The sequence below is a fragment of the Syntrophobacter fumaroxidans MPOB genome, from assembly GCF_000014965.1.
In the GTDB taxonomy this organism is placed as follows: domain Bacteria; phylum Desulfobacterota; class Syntrophobacteria; order Syntrophobacterales; family Syntrophobacteraceae; genus Syntrophobacter; species Syntrophobacter fumaroxidans.
The window spans coordinates 3315464-3333249 of the sequence record NC_008554.1; the positions used below are offsets into that span (position 1 = coordinate 3315464).

Annotated in this window: 11 protein-coding genes; 5 read left to right on the top strand and 6 right to left on the bottom strand. The window is 58.3% G+C overall.

What is annotated here, in order from left to right:
• Nucleotides 1–89 precede the first annotated feature (89 nt).
• The 4 genes from cysK to nifU form a co-directional block, all read right to left on the bottom strand.
• Complete coding sequence (gene cysK, locus SFUM_RS13900) at nt 90–1016, bottom strand: cysteine synthase A (protein WP_011699526.1); 927 nt, start codon at nt 1014–1016, stop codon at nt 90–92.
• Between the two features lie 23 nt (nt 1017–1039).
• Nucleotides 1040–1996, bottom strand: coding sequence for a serine O-acetyltransferase EpsC (epsC, locus tag SFUM_RS13905; RefSeq protein WP_011699527.1), 957 nt, complete (start codon nt 1994–1996; stop codon nt 1040–1042).
• A 173-nt stretch (nt 1997–2169) separates the two neighbouring features.
• Nucleotides 2170–3351 (bottom strand): cysteine desulfurase NifS, encoded by a 1182-nt coding sequence (gene nifS, locus SFUM_RS13910; protein ID WP_011699528.1) that lies wholly within the window; start codon nt 3349–3351, stop codon nt 2170–2172.
• Nucleotides 3348–4178: a Fe-S cluster assembly protein NifU gene (gene nifU, locus SFUM_RS13915; RefSeq protein WP_011699529.1), complete on the bottom strand. Its 831-nt coding sequence runs from the start codon at nt 4176–4178 to the stop codon at nt 3348–3350. Before nifU ends, nifS begins: the two co-directional genes overlap by 4 nt.
• A 501-nt stretch (nt 4179–4679) precedes the next feature.
• On the opposite strand from nifU, the gene SFUM_RS13920 reads away from it, so the two are divergent.
• A complete protein-coding gene (locus SFUM_RS13920) occupies nt 4680–6266 on the top strand; it encodes a YdgA family protein (protein WP_011699530.1) in 1587 nt (528 codons plus the stop codon).
• 350 nt (nt 6267–6616) lie between these two features.
• Here SFUM_RS13920 and SFUM_RS13925 read toward each other — a convergent pair whose 3' ends face one another.
• Together SFUM_RS13925 and SFUM_RS13930 are read right to left on the bottom strand one after the other, a co-directional pair.
• A complete protein-coding gene (locus SFUM_RS13925; protein WP_011699531.1) occupies nt 6617–7504 on the bottom strand; it encodes a bifunctional 5,10-methylenetetrahydrofolate dehydrogenase/5,10-methenyltetrahydrofolate cyclohydrolase in 888 nt (295 codons plus the stop codon).
• A 75-nt stretch (nt 7505–7579) separates the two neighbouring features.
• A complete protein-coding gene (locus SFUM_RS13930) occupies nt 7580–9343 on the bottom strand; it encodes a formate--tetrahydrofolate ligase (protein WP_011699532.1) in 1764 nt (587 codons plus the stop codon).
• A gap of 725 nt (nt 9344–10068) precedes the next feature.
• Here SFUM_RS13930 and dnaN point away from each other — a divergent pair.
• The 4 genes from dnaN to SFUM_RS13950 all read left to right on the top strand — a co-directional run bounded on the left by dnaN (nt 10069) and on the right by SFUM_RS13950 (nt 17633).
• The gene (gene dnaN / locus SFUM_RS13935; RefSeq protein WP_011699533.1) at nt 10069–11178 is read left to right on the top strand and encodes a DNA polymerase III subunit beta; all 1110 of its coding nucleotides are present in this window, start codon (nt 10069–10071) and stop codon (nt 11176–11178) included.
• 334 nt (nt 11179–11512) lie between these two features.
• The gene (gyrB, locus tag SFUM_RS13940) at nt 11513–13939 is read left to right on the top strand and encodes a DNA topoisomerase (ATP-hydrolyzing) subunit B (protein WP_011699534.1); all 2427 of its coding nucleotides are present in this window, start codon (nt 11513–11515) and stop codon (nt 13937–13939) included.
• A 230-nt stretch (nt 13940–14169) separates the two neighbouring features.
• Nucleotides 14170–16611, top strand: a complete 2442-nt coding sequence (gene gyrA, locus SFUM_RS13945) for a DNA gyrase subunit A (protein WP_011699535.1) — start codon at nt 14170–14172, stop codon at nt 16609–16611.
• Nucleotides 16611–17633: an NAD(P)H-dependent glycerol-3-phosphate dehydrogenase gene (locus SFUM_RS13950; RefSeq protein WP_011699536.1), complete on the top strand. Its 1023-nt coding sequence runs from the start codon at nt 16611–16613 to the stop codon at nt 17631–17633. Before gyrA ends, SFUM_RS13950 begins: the two co-directional genes overlap by 1 nt.
• The last annotated feature ends 153 nt before the right edge of the window (nt 17634–17786 follow it).

The following is a 17786-nucleotide window of genomic DNA, read 5'->3' on the forward strand; positions in this document are numbered from 1 at the left end:
CACCTCATCGTTCATCTCCGGGGACGCATCCACTTCGGCAGGCAACGTTCCGCCCCGCAATCCCAAGGAACGCCTGCGCCCGTCGCCTTCTACACCTGGAACAGTTCCGTGCTCAGGTAGCGCTCCCCGGTGCTCGGCAGAATGGCGACAATGCATTTCCCCTTGTTTTCGGGACGCCTGGCCACTTCGAGAGCGGCCCAGACAGCGGCGCCCGAGGAGATGCCGCACAGGATTCCCTCATGCTTCGCCAGTGTCCGCGCCGTCTCCATGGCATCGTCGTTGCTCACCATGACGATTTCGTCAATGATCTTCACATTCAAGACCTCCGGGACAAACCCCGCCCCGATTCCCTGAATCTTGTGCGGCCCCGGTTTTCCTCCCGACAAAACGGGAGATGCCGTCGGCTCGACCGCCACGGCCTTGAATGAACGCTTTTTTCCCTTGATGGCCTCCGCCACGCCGGTGATGGTTCCCCCGGTCCCCACTCCTGCAACGAGAATGTCCACCCTTCCGCCGGTGTCCTTCCATATTTCCTCGGCGGTCGTCAGGCGGTGAATTTCCGGATTGGCCGGGTTGGCAAACTGGTCCGGCATGTAGGCGTAGGGAGTGTTTTCGAGTATTTCCCTGGCCTTCCGGATAGCACCCGGCATTCCTTCCGCGCCCGGAGTGAGAACGAGCTCGGCACCGAGGTGCTTGAGGAGCTTGGTTCTCTCGACACTCATCGTTTCGGGCATGGTCAAGGCCAACCGGTATTTTTTCGCGGCACAGATGAAAGCGAGGGCGATACCCGTGTTCCCGCTTGTGGGCTCCACGATCAGGGACTTGCTCGAAATCAGCCCCCTGGCTTCAGCCGCCTCGATCATGGCCAGCCCGATCCGGTCCTTCACACTCCCCAGGGGGTTCTTGAATTCCAGCTTGGCAAGCACTTCGGCGTGCATTCCCCGCGTCATCCAATTCAATCGAACGACGGGCGTGGAGCCGATCGTCGCGCCTATGTTTACAAAGATCCGGTCCATTGTTCCCTCCCAGCGTCCGGAGATCAGCGCGTACCGCCGATGTAGATAAGATCGGGTTTCTTCAGGTACACCCTGGTGTCGGGAGGGACGGACTCCGTCAGCCACACGTTGCCGCCGATGACGGAGCGCGCCCCGATGACGGTCTCTCCCCCGAGTATGGTGGCGCCGGAGTAAATGATCACGTCATCTTCGATGGTGGGATGGCGTTTCCTGGTGCGCAGCCGCTCCACCTCATTTCGCGGGAGCGAGAGCGCCCCCAGGGTCACACCCTGGTAGACCCGCACCCGGTCGCCGATCTCTGTGGTCTCACCCACCACCACTCCGGTCCCGTGGTCGATGAAAAAGCTCTCCCCGATGTGCGCGCTCGGGTGAATGTCGATTCCGGTGACGCTGTGAGCGTGTTCGCTCATGATCCTGGGGATGAGCGGCACCGACTGCTCGAAGAACCGGTGGGCGATGCGGTATATGGTGACGGCCAGAAGCCCGGGGTAGCTGAAGATGATTTCATCATACCCTTTGGCCGCCGGATCACCCTCGAAAGCCGCACGTATGTCCGTGGCCAGGACCGCCCGCAGATTGGGCAGCTCGTGCATGAAAGAAATCGCGGCCTTCTGCCCCTGCTCCTCGCACTGAATGCAGGGCAGATTGTGACGCACGCAGTCGTGACGCATCGCCAGAGTGATCTGCTCCGACAGGAGCTCGAAAAGAGCCGTTGCTTCCTGGCCGAAGTAGTACCTCAGGTTGAAATCCTCGATGCGGGTCCGGATGAAATAACCGGGGTACAGCAGCCGGTTTATCCGGTGAATCAGGTCAATCACGGCCTCGCGCGACGGAATGGGTTCGGGACCGATGTGATCGAAACATGTACCCGCACCGCAAGAAGCCACGAGCTTTTCCACAACATCCGGAACTTCCTCCCGAAAGTGGCGACTCGTCTCGATTGCCGTTCTGCAACGTTCTGTCTGGGGCATATCATGCATAGCGTTTCCATTTCATGAATGGAGTCCTCCCCGAATCACTCACGCCAGATTACCGTGAGGCATCGCGTCGACTCGCATTTTTCCACAAATATGACGAATCGGGGTCCGAGCCGGGCCGAACAAGGAGGCCCTCAGGCCTTTCTCCGTACCCCGCACCGGCTGCCGGTCCAGCGCTAACTCCTGGCGCAAACACCCTCGCCCGGCTTCCAATAAGGCGACATGGCGCGCAACGTTTCGATGATCGCAGGCAGTTTCTCGACCACCAGATCGATCTCTTCATCCGTATTGTAGACACTCAGGCTGAACCGTATGGACCCGTGGGCCATGGTGAAGGGAACGCCCATCGCGCGCAGCACGTGGGAAGGTTGCAGCGATCCGGAAGTGCAGGCCGAACCCGAGGATGCGCAAATTCCGAATTCGTCCATCATCAGCAGGATGCCTTCGCCTTCAACAAATTCGAAGCTGATGTTGGTCGTATTCGGAAGCCGGTTCACGCGGTCTCCGTTTACTCTGCTGTTGGGAATGCGGGCAAGCAGCGCGTTCTCCAGTCTGTCCCGCAGGTTCTTCACCACCGTGTTTTCGGTCTCCATGTAGCGGGCTGCCAGCTCGGCCGCCTTGCCCAGGCCGATGATGCCCGGCGTGTTCTCCGTCCCGCCGCGACGCCCCTTTTCCTGGTGTCCGCCGATCATGAACGGGGAAAACTTGGTTCCCCTGCGAACGTAGAGCACCCCGACACCCTTGGGGGCATGCAGCTTGTGACCGGACAGCGAGAGCATGTTGATGGCGGTCTTGCCGAGGTCGATGGGGATTTTGCCGACGGCCTGGACGGCATCGGTGTGAAAGATGATTCCCTTTTCCCCGGCTATCTCCGCAGCCTGTTCCACGGGGAACACGACCCCCGTTTCATTGTTCGCCCACATCAGGCTCACGACCGCCGTATCGGCCGTCAGCGCTTTTCGGTACTGCTCAAGGTCCAATCGCCCCTCCGCGTCGACGGGCAGCTCCGTCACCCGGTACCCCCTGGTGGCCAGGTGCGCGCAAAGCGCGCGGATTGCAGGGTGTTCGACCCGGCTCGTAACGATGTGCCGCTTGTCCGGGTTGGAGTGGAGAGCGGCTCGAACCGCGGCGTTGTCGCTTTCGGTGCCGCAACTGGTGAAAATGATCTCATCGGGCGAGGCACCCAGGAGAGCCGCCATTTTTTCGTGGGCTTCCCTCAGCTTCCTTCCCACCTGGCCGCCGAAGGAATGCATGCTCGACGGGTTGCCGTAGAGCTGGCTGAAATAGGGAAGCATCTCTTCGAGCACTTCCGGCGCGACCCGGGTGGTTGCGTTGTTGTCGAGATATATTGTTTTCACTGGGAAACCTCCTCAACCACCAGCTCGGGCAGGACCAGCTCACGGAGCTTCACCTCGACGAAATTTTTCAGCGTCCGGTTGGCGGCCTGGCAGGACGCGCAGGCACCCCTCGTGGCTACCAGGACCCGGTTTCCCACCACGTCCACCAGCTCGATGTCCCCACCGTCCTGCTTGAGGGACGGCCGGATCTCCTGATCGATGGTCTCCTCGATCAACCGGATCTTGCGAAGATTCGACATCTTCGGCCTGGGAACGGGCTTGGCGTGCACATCCCCCAAGACCCTGTCGATGATTTCCTGGATGGCGGGGTGGCAGTTGCCGCAGCCTCCCCCGGCTTTGGTGTAGTTCGTGACTTCTTCCAGGGTAGTGAGGGCGTTCTCACGGATGGCCTTCTCGATCTCCTTCTCAGTGACCCCGAAACATTCACAAACCACCTTATCCTCGACCTCTTTCCCGGTGTCGCCGCGATAGTACGCGATGGCTTTGTCCAAAGCCTCTCGGCCCATCACCGAGCAGTGCATTTTTTCCTCGGGCAGGCCTCCCAGGAACCTGGCAATATCCTGGTTCGTCACCTTGGAGGCCTCTTCGACGGTCATGCCCTTGACGATTTCGGTCAGCGCCGATGCGGATGCGATGGCACTCGCACAGCCGAAGGTCTTGAACTTGGCCTCCTTGATCCTCCCGTTTTCATCCAGCTTGAAGGTGAACTTCAGCGCATCGCCGCAGGCGATGGATCCAACCTCGGCAACCCCGTCCGGTTCTTCGATTTCGCCCACATTGCGCGGGTTCAGGAAATGCTCCTTCACCTTATCCGTGTATTCCCACATGCTCGGACCTCCGATGGTCTATTTTACGCGATTCACTCAGCCTCATGTGACTGCGCCCGGCAGAATTCATGAGGAACCGTGCGCGATCGCAAACCCGATCTTCATCAGCCCGGGAACCCCGGGCGTCATGTCGCAAATAAGTTAAGTACCGGCAAGCCTCCGGACCAGATTAAGAGCACAAATGAAGGATTTTTGCTAGCCTACACATGCAAACCTTCAAGTCAATGAAAATCGACGGATTACGGAATACCCTCCGCGGTTGAGACAAACACTGTAGCCCATGACTTCGGATTCCGATAGGTGAATTGGCGATACTGAGCGCCGCCGAGTCGGGAGGCGCCATGCCGGTGGAGCTTCATGAATGCACCGGTGCGCATTTGACTGGTGTTTGAAGCCTGTGCGGGTTAGATTAACCCGGTCCGAGCCCGAACCCGGGCTTGCCGGCTCCTGAGCCCATACGCGTATTGTCTGGCCGGTAACTCATGAAGAAAGGGACGCCAAATGAAGAAGCTCGTCGCAGTATTGGTCGTGTTGGCCGTCGTGCTCGGGGCAGCCTGGGCCGGGTCCAGCTACTGGTTCGGAATGAAGGCCGAGGAGCAGTATCGCCAGATCCTGGCAAAGGCGTCTTCACCGCCGATGCTCAAATTTCTGGTGGAGAATTACAAGAGAGGGATCTTCGCGTCCACGGCCAAGGTCGCCATCGAATTCGGCGATATGGGCGAACAGGCAAGAAAGGACGGCAACGGCCTGCGCTTCGTCGCGATCCAGGAGATCTGCCACGGCCCCTTCCCCATGGGAAACATCGGCGACTTCAAACCCGTGGTGGCCGTGATCAGGACGACGGTCCAGTCCTTTCCGGAAATGAACGCCGAAATAAAGAAATTCCTGGACGAGTTTCCTGAATTGAAGAGCTCGGAGAACCGGACCACCGTCTTTTTCAGCGGGAACACCGAAAGTGTCCTGACGGTCCCGGCCTTTCGCCGGACCATCCAGAAAGATAAGAAGACCGATATTGTGTGGGAGGGTCTGTCCGCTCATTTTCTATTTGCCGACGGCCTCAAGACCACCACCGGATCGGTAAACGCTCCCGGGCTGCAGGTCACGACCCCCGACGGCACATTTGCGCTCAAAGCCGCCAAATGGGCCGTCAATCTCCACCGAGGCGCCAGTTCCCTGAACCTGGGGGACGTCTCCACCGAGATTGCCTCAATCGATTTCAAGGGCTCCGGGGACAAGGCACCCGAGAGCTTCAGGGCCAATGGCATCAAGCTCAAGATCGATTCCAAGGAATCCGCGAACAACTGCGTGGATGCCACCATGACCATGGGGGTTGAGCAGGCCAAGGCAGCGGACAAGTCATTCGATGCCCGGTTGAGCTTCGTCTTTCGCAAACTGGACGCCGAATCGCTTCGTAAATTCCAGGATGCCATGGACGCTCTCAACATGCAGCCCCCGGCCTCCGAGGAGGAGATGCAAAAGAGGATGGCGGCCAATTACCTGGACCTGGCTGCCGGTTTGTTGAAAAAATCGCCGGAAGTTGAGCTCACCGAGGTGAAGTTCACCATGCCCGAAGGCACCTTCAACGGGAAAGCCAAAGTGGTGTTCACGGATCCGAAGGGGTCCATAGCCGAGAACCCATTGCTCCTTCTCAATGCGGTGACGGCCGAGGCCGAATGCACGGCCCAGGAATCGCTGGTGCGCTACATTGCCGCACAAGCGCTCAAGAACCTCCCCGGAGGCGGAGAAACGGTCCCGGGAACACCGGGTTCGGAAATCGCCGAATCCGATGAATCCCCGGCGGAAGTGCCTGAATCGGAGGAGGAAGACTCCGAGGAAGCGGAACCGGGAGCCGCCGTACCGGACAAGGCTCCTTCGGAGCTCGCCAGGCCGGCCAAACCCGGTCTTCCTGGAGCGCCGCAGGGAAAAGCCCTTTCCGTGGAGGAGCAGGTCGCCCTGACCCTTGACCAGTTGGTCAAACAGGATCTCATCGTTAAGGACGGCGCGAACTACAAGGCATCCGCCAGCTACCGGGGCGGGAAAGTGGTGCTGAACGGCAGGACCATCCCTCTCGAAAATCTCTTGAAGTAGGACCTGGGAGCAACCATTTTACGGCAAAGGGCGGAGGCATTCCTGCGACCGGGCGAATCATGCCGGGTTGCATTCCCTTGAACGCGGGTGCGTATCAAAGGCGCCCCGGCAGCCGGCAATGCACCCGGGAAGGAAAAAGGATGGGGCGGGATCGAGGTGCCGGGCAGTCGTCCGGTCATACCGATTGGCTTTGAAGGTCGCGGACTGAGGGTCGGCGGAAAATGAAACGGGCGAGGATAGACCCCGCCCGTTGTGAGACTCGAGGAATCACAGGGCAGGACGTCGTGCTCGCCCGCCCTGTGTTGCGGTCTTGAGCGCCAGCCGGCAGAGGAACCGCCCGGGGCCGGCTTTCATGCGATCTTGTTGTGCACTTTGCAGGCTCTCACGGTGTTCTTCATGAGCATCGTGATGGTCATGGGACCCACGCCTCCCGGAACGGGAGTGATGGCACTGGCCACTTCGACCGCTTCGTCGAAGGCCACATCCCCTTTGAGGATGCGCTTCCCGTCTGCGGTCTTTCCGACTTCGTTCACGCCTACGTCGATGACCACCGCTCCCGGCTTGATCATATTCCCCTTGACGTATTCCGCGACTCCCGCCGCGACAATCAGTATGTCGGCCCGCCGGGTGTGGGAAGCAACATCCTTGGTCCGGGTATGGCATACGGTGATCGTTGCGTTGGCGCCGTTGGCTTTCTGCACGAGCATCATGGCGATGGGCTTGCCCACGATGTTCGAACGCCCCACGATGGTGACCTCGGCCCCTGAGACCTGCGTCCCGGAGCGCACCAGCAGCTCCTGGATGCCGGCGGGGGTACAGGGAAGATAGTCCGGTTCTCCGATCATCAGCTTTCCGACGTTGACGGGATGAAACGCATCCACGTCCTTGCTCGGGTCAATGGACAGAAGGATCCTGTTTTCATTGATGTGCTTCGGCAAGGGCAACTGCACAAGAATCCCGTGGATGCTGGGATCCTTGTTGTATTTGTCGATCAGATCGAGCAGCCTGTTTTCCTCCAGATCCGCAGGCTGGTTGTCCTGAACCGAGTGGAACCCGAGCTCGTGGGCCGTATTCTGCTTGGCCCGAACATAGCTCTGAGACGCGGGATTCTCACCCACCAGAATGGTCACAAGGCCCGGAACGACTCCGTGCTTGGACTGGAGCTGTTCGACTTCGGTCTTCAGTTCCGCCCGGATCTCCTTGGCGACTTCCGCTCCTTTGAGCAGTTTGGCAGCCATCTGAATACTCCTTCCAATGGAAAGTCCTTCTTGACGACGTGTTCCAGCGGTTGCCGCGCAACCCGCCAGAGTGTGCTAGAACAACCCCTTCACCTTGCCCGTATTGACATCCACGTCGATGCGGCGAAAAGCGGGGTTCGAGGACGTCCCGGGCATCAGGCTGATGGTCCCGGCGCAGGGGCACAGAAATTTGGCTCCCGAATAGATCAGAACGTCGCGGATGGGAAGCACCCAACCCTTGGGAACGCCTTTCACGCTCGGATCGTGAGTAAGGCTCAGATGGGTCTTGACCATCATGGTTGCATAGTCGTCGTACTTGGGATCGTTTTCCAGCATTTTCGCCTTGGCTTCCGCATCGGGAGTCCAGGACACCCCGTCGGCCCCGTAGACTTCCCTGGCGACGGTGCTGACCCTGTCCCTGAGCTTCATTTCAAGCGGGTACAGGAACTTGAACTGACTCTCCTGCTTGCAGGCATCAATAACGGCGTCGGCGAATTCCAACGCGCCCTCGCCGCCCTTGGCCCAATGCTCGGAGAGGGCGCAACGGGCACCCGCGGCCTCGGCATGCTTGCGCACCAGTGCGATCTCGTCCTTGGTATCCGTGTGAAACGCATTGATGCACACCACCGGGTTCATGCCGGACTTGCGGATGGTGTTGATGTGGTGAACCATGTTCACGATGCCCTTCTCAAGTAACTTCAGGTTTTCCTTGGTGTATTCTTCCGGCATAGCCAGACCCGCCACGACCTTCGGACCGCCGCCGTGCATCTTGAGCGCGCGAATCGTCGTCGTGAGGACGGAAACATGGGGCTTGAGGCCGCTGTAGCGGCACTTCACGTTCCAGAACTTTTCGAACCCGATGTCCGCCGCAAAGCCGCTCTCCGTAACGTGGTAATCGAACATCTTCAGGCCGATGCGATCGGCGATGATGGACGACTGCCCGACCGCGATATTCGCGAAAGGACCGGCATGAACCATGCACGGCTGGTATTCCGCAGTGCACATCAGCGTCGGATTGATGGTGTTGCGCATGAAAGCGGTCATGGCCCCGCCGACCTCGAGGTCTCCGGTGGTCACAGGATTTCCGCGCCTGTCGAACGCTACGGTGATCTCATTGAGCCGTTTTCTCAGGTCGGGAAGGTCCTTCACAATGGACAGAATGGCCATCAGTTCCGAACTGACCGCGATCCCGAATTTCGACTGCATCATGTAGCCGTCCTGCCGGCCGCCTATGCCGATGATGATGTTGCGCAAAGCCTGCGCGCAGAAGTCCATGATCCAGCCCATTTCCACGCGGGTGGGATCGATGTGGAGCCGGCGCATCTTGGTCAGGCGATCGAGTTGCTCGTCAGTGTAGTTCCGCTCATGCTGCATGCGGGCTGTGAGAGCCACCATCGCAAGATTGTGCGCGTTCATGATGTCGTTGATGTCCCCGGTCAGCCCCATGGAAAATTCGGTCATCGGGATGAGCAACGCGTTGCCGCCTCCGGCCGCCGTTCCCTTGATGTTCATAGTCGGCCCGCCCGACGGCTGCCTGAGACAACCGCCGACATTCACGCCCCGCTTGCCGAGCCCTTCCATCAGGCCCACGGAAGTCGTGCTCTTCCCTTCCCCAAGCGGGGTAGGCGTGATGGCCGTCACTTCGATGTACTTCCCGTCCGGTTTGTCTTTCAGGCGGTTCATGATTTTGAGGAAATCCAGCTTACAAAGTCTCCCCATGGGAAGAATTTCCTCCTTGAGCAGACCCAGCTTCTCCTGCCACTGCCAGGGAGAAGGCATGTCCTTCTCAGCCTCTTCGGAAATCTGCCAATCCATCATCTTTGTTGCGTCGTACGGCATGTTAGGCCTCCGGTTCGTTGTTGACCCAATGGACAAAATGATCTTTCCCTCTATCCTCAAAAAAACCAGAATTATCCAGGCATCAAATGGATCTCACCCACTCCAGCCGAAGCACTGGACATTTACTTTGGTGCCCAAAGGACAGTTGCACGTAAGAGGAATGAAGCCAGAGAGAAAATCCGGGGAAAACACGCAATCAGGGTTGGGCCGGATGAATCAACCTTCCAGGAATACTGGCTCGTATTCATAGCAGAACGAAGTAGCATGCTGCAACCATGCTAAGGGTAAAGTGCGTCCTCGGTTCTGTCAAGCGGAAAGTCTTGCGCCCACGACTTTCACCCCTCAGCTGAGGCACTGCACCCCATGGTTCGAATTCCCCCCCGTCGCACGCGACACAACGCACAGATTTCCGAAAAAACAGACCCTGACGGGTTGCGAGCTTTCCGATGCCTCCGTGGGTTCTCATCGGTCGGATGAATCGATTTTCCAGATCCTGTCCATTCCATGTCGATTCGCTGTCGGAACGATGTTAAAGAAATGTTCAAATCCACGGGAGGACTCCGCCAGCTGTTGGAAAAACGATATCCGGTCGAGTCCATGTCTACATAAAAATATAATAAAAACAGTAATTTGATAAAGATTTTGACATTTCAACAGGCCCTTATTAAGATGATTGGATCATTCGAACGGAGAAAAAAATCAAATACACAAGCGAGGGAAACGCAATGAAAGTCCGGCTGGAAAAAGGCAACCTCATCCAAATCCTGCAGAAGGTTCAGAATATCACGGATAAGAAATCGAGTATGCCTGTTTTGTCCAACGTTCTGATCAGCTCCTCGGAACAACAAACGGTCGAATTTTCCGCGACGGACCTCGAATTGAGCCTTTGGACCCAGACCGGTGGACAGGTGGAGACACCGGGCAGCTCGACGGTTTCCGCCCGCAAATTGTTCGAGATCGTTCGGGAGCTTCCCCAACCGGAAGTGTTGCTGGAAGGCCTCCCGAACAACAAGATGCAGATTTTGTCCGGACGCGCGCGGTTTGAGCTGTCGACCATTCCTGGCGAAGACTTTCCTCAGCTCAACTTTTACCGGGAAACCGAGTTGGTGAAGGTCGATGCGGCTGCGCTAAAGCGCGCGCTGACCAAGACTTTGCACAGTGTCCCCGCGGATGAGGATTCCTTCAGCATTGCGGGGACTTTTCTTCATGCCGTCAATGAGGATTCGTATCGGTTCGTGTCCTCCGACGGACATCGACTCTCGTACTGCGAAGTGCCGAAGGAAGCCTTTGGGACGCTGGATATTCGAGAGGGGTTGATCATCCCGAGAAAAGGGGTCCAGGAGATACTTCGGATGCTGGAGAAGGAGGAAGAGGTCGTCCTGGGGGTGCACGAGAAGTATGTCGTGCTCAGGACGCCGTCGACGTTTCTCAGCGTGCAGCTCCTCGATGCCGAATTTCCGGAATACAAGACGATTATTCCCGAGGAGAGGCCTTTCTTCATTATGCTGGACCTGGAGCAATTTTTTTCCGCTTTGAAACGGTCCTCGATTCTGAGCAACAACGTCTGGCGTCACGTGCGGTTCATATTGACCAAGGGCGTGCTGGAACTGGAAGCGGGAAACCCCGAGCTCGGGAATGCAAATGAAACGCTGGATGTGGAGTATGAGGGTGAAGACTTCAGCGTGGCGTTCAACATCCGGTATCTGCTGGAAACGATCCAGGCTCTTGATAGTCCTCGAGTGAGATTCGAGTGGGTGGATCAGTTTCACGGCGGAGTTTTCGTTGGGTCTGAGGACCCTGGGTTTTTGAGCCTGGTCATGCCGATGGTGGTTTGATTCGCGCCTGCCGCGGGTTTTTGGTCAGGAGCGTTTCACGCACAGAGTCGGTGTCAATGAGCAATGAAGAATGCGTGCCTGTGGTCGTTGGCAGGCCCGCTGTCGTCCATATGCCTACCGAAGTGTCCCAACAGTGGCGCCGTGCTGCTTGGCGGCGTTCTCCCGCCGGGATCGGGGATTCGCCCGAAATGAATTGAAAAAATGTGTGTTAAGAGGTATAAATATTTGTTTGGTAGAAGGCAAATCGGCTGTCTTCCGGCTGGGCAACGCGTATCGTTCTCCCGTGATGGAGAGCTTATGATTTCGCATAGTTAATCCACCAAGAGGTCTTATTATGTCGGAAATAAGTGCAATCGAGAGAAACTCCCATGACGAGTATACTGCACAGCAGATAACGGTGCTGGAAGGGCTCAGCGCGGTTCGCAAACGCCCGTCCATGTATATTGGGAATGTTTCAACCGAGGGCCTGCACCACTTGGTCTACGAGGTGGTCGACAACAGCATTGACGAAGCGTTGGTGGGTCACTGCGATTCCATCAAGATTCAGATCCACCTCGATGGTTCCGTCACGGTGGATGATAACGGCCGGGGAATTCCGGTCGATACTCACGAAAAGGAAAACCTGCCCGCCGTCCAGGTGGTCATGACCATGCTCCACGCGGGGGGTAAATTCGACGATGCGTCTTACAAGGTTTCGGGGGGGCTTCACGGTGTCGGCGTGTCCGTGGTGAATGCACTCAGTGAATACCTGGAAGTCGAAATCAGGCGCGAGGGCAAGGTGTATTACCAGCGGTACGAGCGAGGGGAAGCCAAGACTCCGCTGATCGTGAAGGGAGAGACGCAGCGCCGCGGAACAAGGGTCACTTTCAAACCGGACACGGAGATCTTCACGGATACGGAAATCAGCTTTGACATCCTGGCCCAGAGACTGAGGGAACTGGCGTTTCTGAACCGGGGCGTCTCCATTGAGCTCTCCGACGAGCGGATTCCCAAAGACCGTCAGTACTGCTACGAAGGAGGACTGGTGTCCTTCGTGGAGTATCTCAACAAGAACAAGGAACCTCTTTATCCGGAGGTGATTTATGTCGGCGGCGAAAAACAGGGCGTGAGCATTGATATCGCCATTCAATACAACCAGACGTACAACGAAAAAATTTTTACCTTCGCCAACAACATCAACACGAAAGAAGGTGGAACGCACCTTGTCGGGTTCAAGACCGGGCTGACGCGTTCCATCAAGCAATACGCCACGCAGAACAAGATGGCGAAGGCGGACTTGGACAAGATGATCGGCGACGACGTGCGGGAGGGACTCACCGCCATTGTCAGCGTCAAGCTTTCGCAGCCTCAGTTCGAGGGCCAGACGAAGACCAAGCTGGGCAACAGCGACGTGAAAGGCCTGGTGGAAAACCTCGTTTACGAGAAATTGTCGATTTTCTTCGAAGAGAATCCGAAGGTGATTCGGACGATCCTCGACAAGGTGCTGGAAGCGGCGAGAGCCCGCGAGGCGGCGCGCAAGGCGAAGGAACTCACACGGCGTAAAGGTGTGCTGAGCGACCACTCCCTGCCGGGAAAGCTTGCCGACTGCCAGGAACGGGATCCGTCACGGAGCGAGATATTCATTGTGGAGGGGGATTCGGCCGGCGGCTCCGCCAAACAGGGGCGTGACCGACGTTTTCAGGCGATCCTGCCGCTCCGGGGCAAAATCCTCAACGTGGAAAAATCCCGATTCGACAAGATGGTGGAAAACCAGGAGATCCGCACGATGATCTCCGCGCTCGGGACCGGAATCGGCAAGGATGAGTACAACCCGGAGAAACTGCGGTATCACAAGACCATCATCATGACCGATGCGGATGTGGACGGCGCTCATATCCGGACCTTGCTCCTCACCTTCTTCTTCCGCATGATGCCGGAACTCATTGAGCGCGGACACCTGTTCATCGCTCAGCCGCCGCTCTATCGGTTGGCGGTGGGCAAGCAGGAATTCTACATGAAGGACGACGAGAGCCTGGATGCCTACCTGCTGTCGAGGGCGGCGGACAAAAAGCAGGTGTTTCTGGCCGGGAGCGCAAAACCGCTTCCTCCGGAGCAACTCATTCAGCTTATGCGTGCCTACTCCCGATACAAAGACTGGCTGGAAAGGCAGAGCCAGAAAGGGGTGCCGCGTGACGTGATCGAACACGTGATCCGGATTTACAGTATACGAAAGCTGTCTCCAGCGGAGCACGAGGAGAACATCGGCGTGCTGAGGACGGAGCTGGAAAAGGCCGGGTTCGAGATCGTTTCCATCGAGGACGAAGAGGAACACCAGGGATACGACCTGGAGATCCGCAGGCCGGGAGTGGCCAACGGAGGAACCGGGGTCCGACTGGGGTACGCGTTTCTGCAATCCATCGAGTTCAAGAAGCTCCTGGAACTCTATAACAATCACCTCGAAATCTTCAATCAAACCCCGTACGCGGTCAAAGACGGACAGGGGGAGGCCCGGTTCGATCATCCCGGGGACTTGTTCAGGTTCTTGACGGAAGAAGCGAGGAAAGGCACGAATATCCAGCGTTACAAGGGTCTGGGCGAGATGAATCCCGAGCAGCTCTGGGAGACGACCATGAACCCGGAGAAGAGGACTCTGCTCCAGGTGAGAGTAGAGGACCAGTACCTGGCCGACGAGCTGTTCACTACCTTGATGGGGGACCGCGTAGAGCCGCGCCGGGACTTTATCCAGTTCAATGCGCTGGACTTCAGGGAACTGGATATTTGATGCCGTGCAAGCGGGGTTTTGCCCGCTGGTCGATACGATCGGTCGAAACGGTACCGGTCGGTCGGGGTTCGCTCGAAGCGTGCGGTTCTGAGCACTGTTTTCCGGGCGGGCCCGGTCGAGTGCGCAGGAAACGCCGGGCAGGGTGCGGCCGTGCGGCCGCATGACGGGCATAAGCCGTGACCTGCTTTCGGATGAGTAAAATGCAGTTACCCACGTTGTGAGACGGTCGGATGGATTTGAAAACAATAAACATAGAAGACGAAATCAAGCTTTCGTATCTCGACTATGCGATGAGCGTCATCATCGGGAGGGCCATCCCGGACGTCCGGGACGGCCTCAAACCGGTTCACCGGCGCATCTTTTACGCCATGCACGAGTTGAGAAACGACTTCAACAAACCATATAAGAAATCGGCCCGCATCGTGGGTGACGTCATCGGTAAGTACCACCCCCACGGCGACTCGGCCGTCTATGACGCCCTGGTCCGCATGGCCCAGGATTTTTCCATGCGCTACCAGCTCGTGGACGGCCAGGGAAACTTCGGATCGGTGGACGGCGATCCGCCCGCGGCGATGCGGTATACCGAAGTGCGCATGAACCGGATCGGCCATGAGTTCATGCGCGACATAGAAAAGGAAACGATTCCTTTTCAGCCCAACTACGACAATACGATTCTGGAACCGGTGGTCCTGCCGGCCCGCATCCCAAATCTGCTGCTCAACGGCTCGTCCGGGATCGCCGTGGGGATGGCCACCAACATTCCTCCCCACAACCTGAGAGAGCTGTGCGCCGGCCTCCTGGCCATGCTCGACGACCCCGACATCACGGTGCGGGACCTCATGCGTTACATTCCCGGTCCCGACTTTCCCACGGCCGGATTCATCTGCGGTTGCGTCGGGATCAAGGACGCCTACGAAACGGGGCGCGGCACGATCAAGATGAGAGCGCGCGTGGAAGTGGAAGAATCGGGCAGGCGAAACCACCTCATCATCACCGAGCTTCCCTACCAGGTGAACAAGGCCCGCCTTTTGGAGAGGATCGCCGAGCTTGTCAAGCAGAAGAAGATCGAGGGCATCCAGGACATCCGGGACGAATCCGACCGGGAAGGCATGCGCGTGGTTCTCACCCTGCGCCAGGGCGACGAGCCTCGAGTCATCGAGAACCAGCTCTACAAGCATACCGCCCTTGAGTCGAGCTTCGGGGTCATCATGCTCGCGGTGGTGGACAACAAGCCGGAGGTCTTGAACCTCAAGGGGGTTTTGAACAATTTTCTCGACTTCAGGCGCCTGGTGATCATCCGACGCACCCAGTATGAGCTCGCACAGGCCGAGAAGCGGGCGCATATCTTGGAGGGGCTGAAACGCGCGCTCGACCACCTGGACGAGGTCATCAGCCTGATCCGGGCCGCCAAGACGCCGCCCGAGGCGAAGCAGGGGCTCATGGAGCGGTTCGAGTTCAGCGACGTCCAGGCCCAGGCCATATTGGAAATGCGGCTGCAGCGCCTGACCGGGCTCGAGCGGGAAAAGATCATCGAGGAATACCAGGAGATCATCAAGGAAATCGAGCGACTGCGGCAGATCCTGTCGTCAGCGGCCCTGGTTGACCAGGTCATCCGCGAGGAAATCAAGGAGCTGACGGATCAATACGGGGACCTGCGCAAGACGGAGATTCTTGCGGAAGCCGGGGAACTGTGCATTGAGGACCTCATCGCCGCCGAAGAGATGGTCGTCACCATATCCCGGGCGGGATACATCAAGCGCACCCCCTTGTCCGTGTATCGCAGCCAGAGGCGGGGCGGGAAGGGCCGGACCGGCATGAGCACCAGGGAAGAGGACCTGGTCACTTCCCTTTTCACCGCTTCCACTCACGACTATCTGCTCGTCTTCACCAACCGGGGTCAGGTCTACTGGCTCAAAGTTTACGAAATCCCCGAAGTCGGGCCGTCGGCGCTCGGCAAGGCCATCGTGAACCTCCTGCCCGTTCAGAAGGACGAACGCATCCAGACCGTTCTTCCGGTCAAGGAATTCAAGGAAGGTTTTTTTGCCGTCATGGCCACCCGGAACGGCGTCATCAAGAAGACCGACCTTTCGGCCTATTCCAACCCGCGATCCACCGGGATCAGGGCTATCGTCCTGGACGATGACGACGAGTTGATTTCGGTGTGCGTCACGGACGGGAGCCACGACCTGTTCCTGATGAGCAGGGCGGGGAAATCGATCCGGGTAAACGAGCGGGAATTCCGCCCGCTGGGAAGGGTGAGCCGGGGTGTGCGCGGGATGAAACTGGACGGCAGCCGGATGGTGGGAATGGATGTCATCGAGGAGGGGAAGGCCATCCTGGTGATCACCGAGAAGGGTTTCGGAAAGCGGACCAACGCGGAAGAATACCGTTGCCAGAGCCGTGGAGGCAAAGGGGTCCTCAACATCCGGGTGACCGAACGCAACGGCAGCGTCGTCGGCTTCCGGCAGGTCGGAGAAGACGAACAGATACTCATGATCACCGATCACGGGCGCCTCATCAGGATGCCGGTGGCCCAGATCAGCAGGATCGGCCGCGTGACGCAAGGCGTGAAACTGATGAACCTCAACGAAGGAGAGAAGGTCGTGGATGTGGCCGTGCTTCCCGAATCGGAATCGGAATCCGAAGAGTCCAGGGAGAATGAGGAGAGCTGATGAAACCCGGGGGACCAATCGGAGTCGTGGGAGCGGGAAGCTGGGGCACGACCCTGGCGCAGGTGATCGCCGACAAGGGATTCGAAGTCGACCTTTGGGTCTTCGAACCGGAACTGTGCAAGACCATCCGCGAAACGCGTCAAAACGACCTGTACCTGCCGGGCGTGGTCCTCAGCGGGAGAATCAACGCCCATAACGATCTCGACCGCGTGGTGAAGAATCACGATCTGCTGATCATGGTCGTGCCGTCTCACGTGTATCGGAACGTCGCCACGGCCATGATTCCCTTTCTGAAGCCCGACGCCGTGGTGGTGAACGCCACGAAGGGGATCGAAAACGACACCCTGCTGACCATGTCCGGCATCTGGCGGGAGGTACTGCCTCCCGGTCTGCAGGTGCGGGTGCTGTGCCTGTCCGGGCCCTCTTTTGCCAGGGAGGTCGCGCGGAAAGTCCCGACCGCCGTCACCTTGGCGGGAGACGAACTGCAGACGGCGAAAGCCGTGCAGCACGTTATTTCAACGGGGTATTTTCGGATATACACGAGCCTTGACAAGATCGGCGTGGAAATCGCCGGAGCATCCAAGAACGTGATCGCTCTCGCGGCGGGCGTTTCCGACGGCATGTCCTTCGGGTACAACTCCCGCGCCGCCCTGATCACTCGAGGGCTGGCCGAGATCACCCGCCTCGGGGTCAAAATGGGTTCCAACCCGTTGACGTTCCTTGGCCTGGCCGGAATCGGCGACCTCCTGCTCACGTGCACCGGCGATCTGAGCCGCAACCGCACGGTGGGGATCCAGCTTGGCCAGGGCCGCAGGATCAAGGACATCCTCGCCGAAATGCGCATGGTCGCCGAAGGCGTGAAGACGGCAAAATCCATCCATTTCCTGGCCCGGCGCATCGGGGTGGAAATGCCCATTTGCGAGCAGGTCTACCGCGTGATCTACGAAGACAAGGATCCCCGGGTCGTGGTCCGGGAGCTCATGGAAAGAGACCTCAAACACGAGCTTGAGCTCGGTCACTGACAGGTGAGCGCCGCTCCGCCGTCTTTCAACCCCGCGGACACCGAGGAGAAATACGCCGGATCGAGCGTCTTGATGAAGATGGCCTACGGAATGAAGTACATGTTGGCCACGCAGTGCTCGAAGCCGCACGCAACGAAGGCCGAGATCGGATCC

Excerpts from the sequence above, each read along its gene's own strand:
- cysK (WP_011699526.1), bottom strand. The coding sequence starts at position 1,016 with ATGGACCGGATCTTTGTAAACATAGGCGCGACGATCGGCTCCACGCCC.
- epsC (WP_011699527.1), bottom strand. The coding sequence starts at position 1,996 with ATGCATGATATGCCCCAGACAGAACGTTGCAGAACGGCAATCGAGACG.
- nifU (WP_011699529.1), bottom strand. The coding sequence starts at position 4,178 with ATGTGGGAATACACGGATAAGGTGAAGGAGCATTTCCTGAACCCGCGC.
- SFUM_RS13920 (WP_011699530.1), top strand. The coding sequence starts at position 4,680 with ATGAAGAAGCTCGTCGCAGTATTGGTCGTGTTGGCCGTCGTGCTCGGG.
- SFUM_RS13925 (WP_011699531.1), bottom strand. The coding sequence starts at position 7,504 with ATGGCTGCCAAACTGCTCAAAGGAGCGGAAGTCGCCAAGGAGATCCGG.
- SFUM_RS13930 (WP_011699532.1), bottom strand. The coding sequence starts at position 9,343 with ATGCCGTACGACGCAACAAAGATGATGGATTGGCAGATTTCCGAAGAG.
- dnaN (WP_011699533.1), top strand. The coding sequence starts at position 10,069 with ATGAAAGTCCGGCTGGAAAAAGGCAACCTCATCCAAATCCTGCAGAAG.
- gyrB (WP_011699534.1), top strand. The coding sequence starts at position 11,513 with ATGTCGGAAATAAGTGCAATCGAGAGAAACTCCCATGACGAGTATACT.
- gyrA (WP_011699535.1), top strand. The coding sequence starts at position 14,170 with ATGGATTTGAAAACAATAAACATAGAAGACGAAATCAAGCTTTCGTAT.
- SFUM_RS13950 (WP_011699536.1), top strand. The coding sequence starts at position 16,611 with ATGAAACCCGGGGGACCAATCGGAGTCGTGGGAGCGGGAAGCTGGGGC.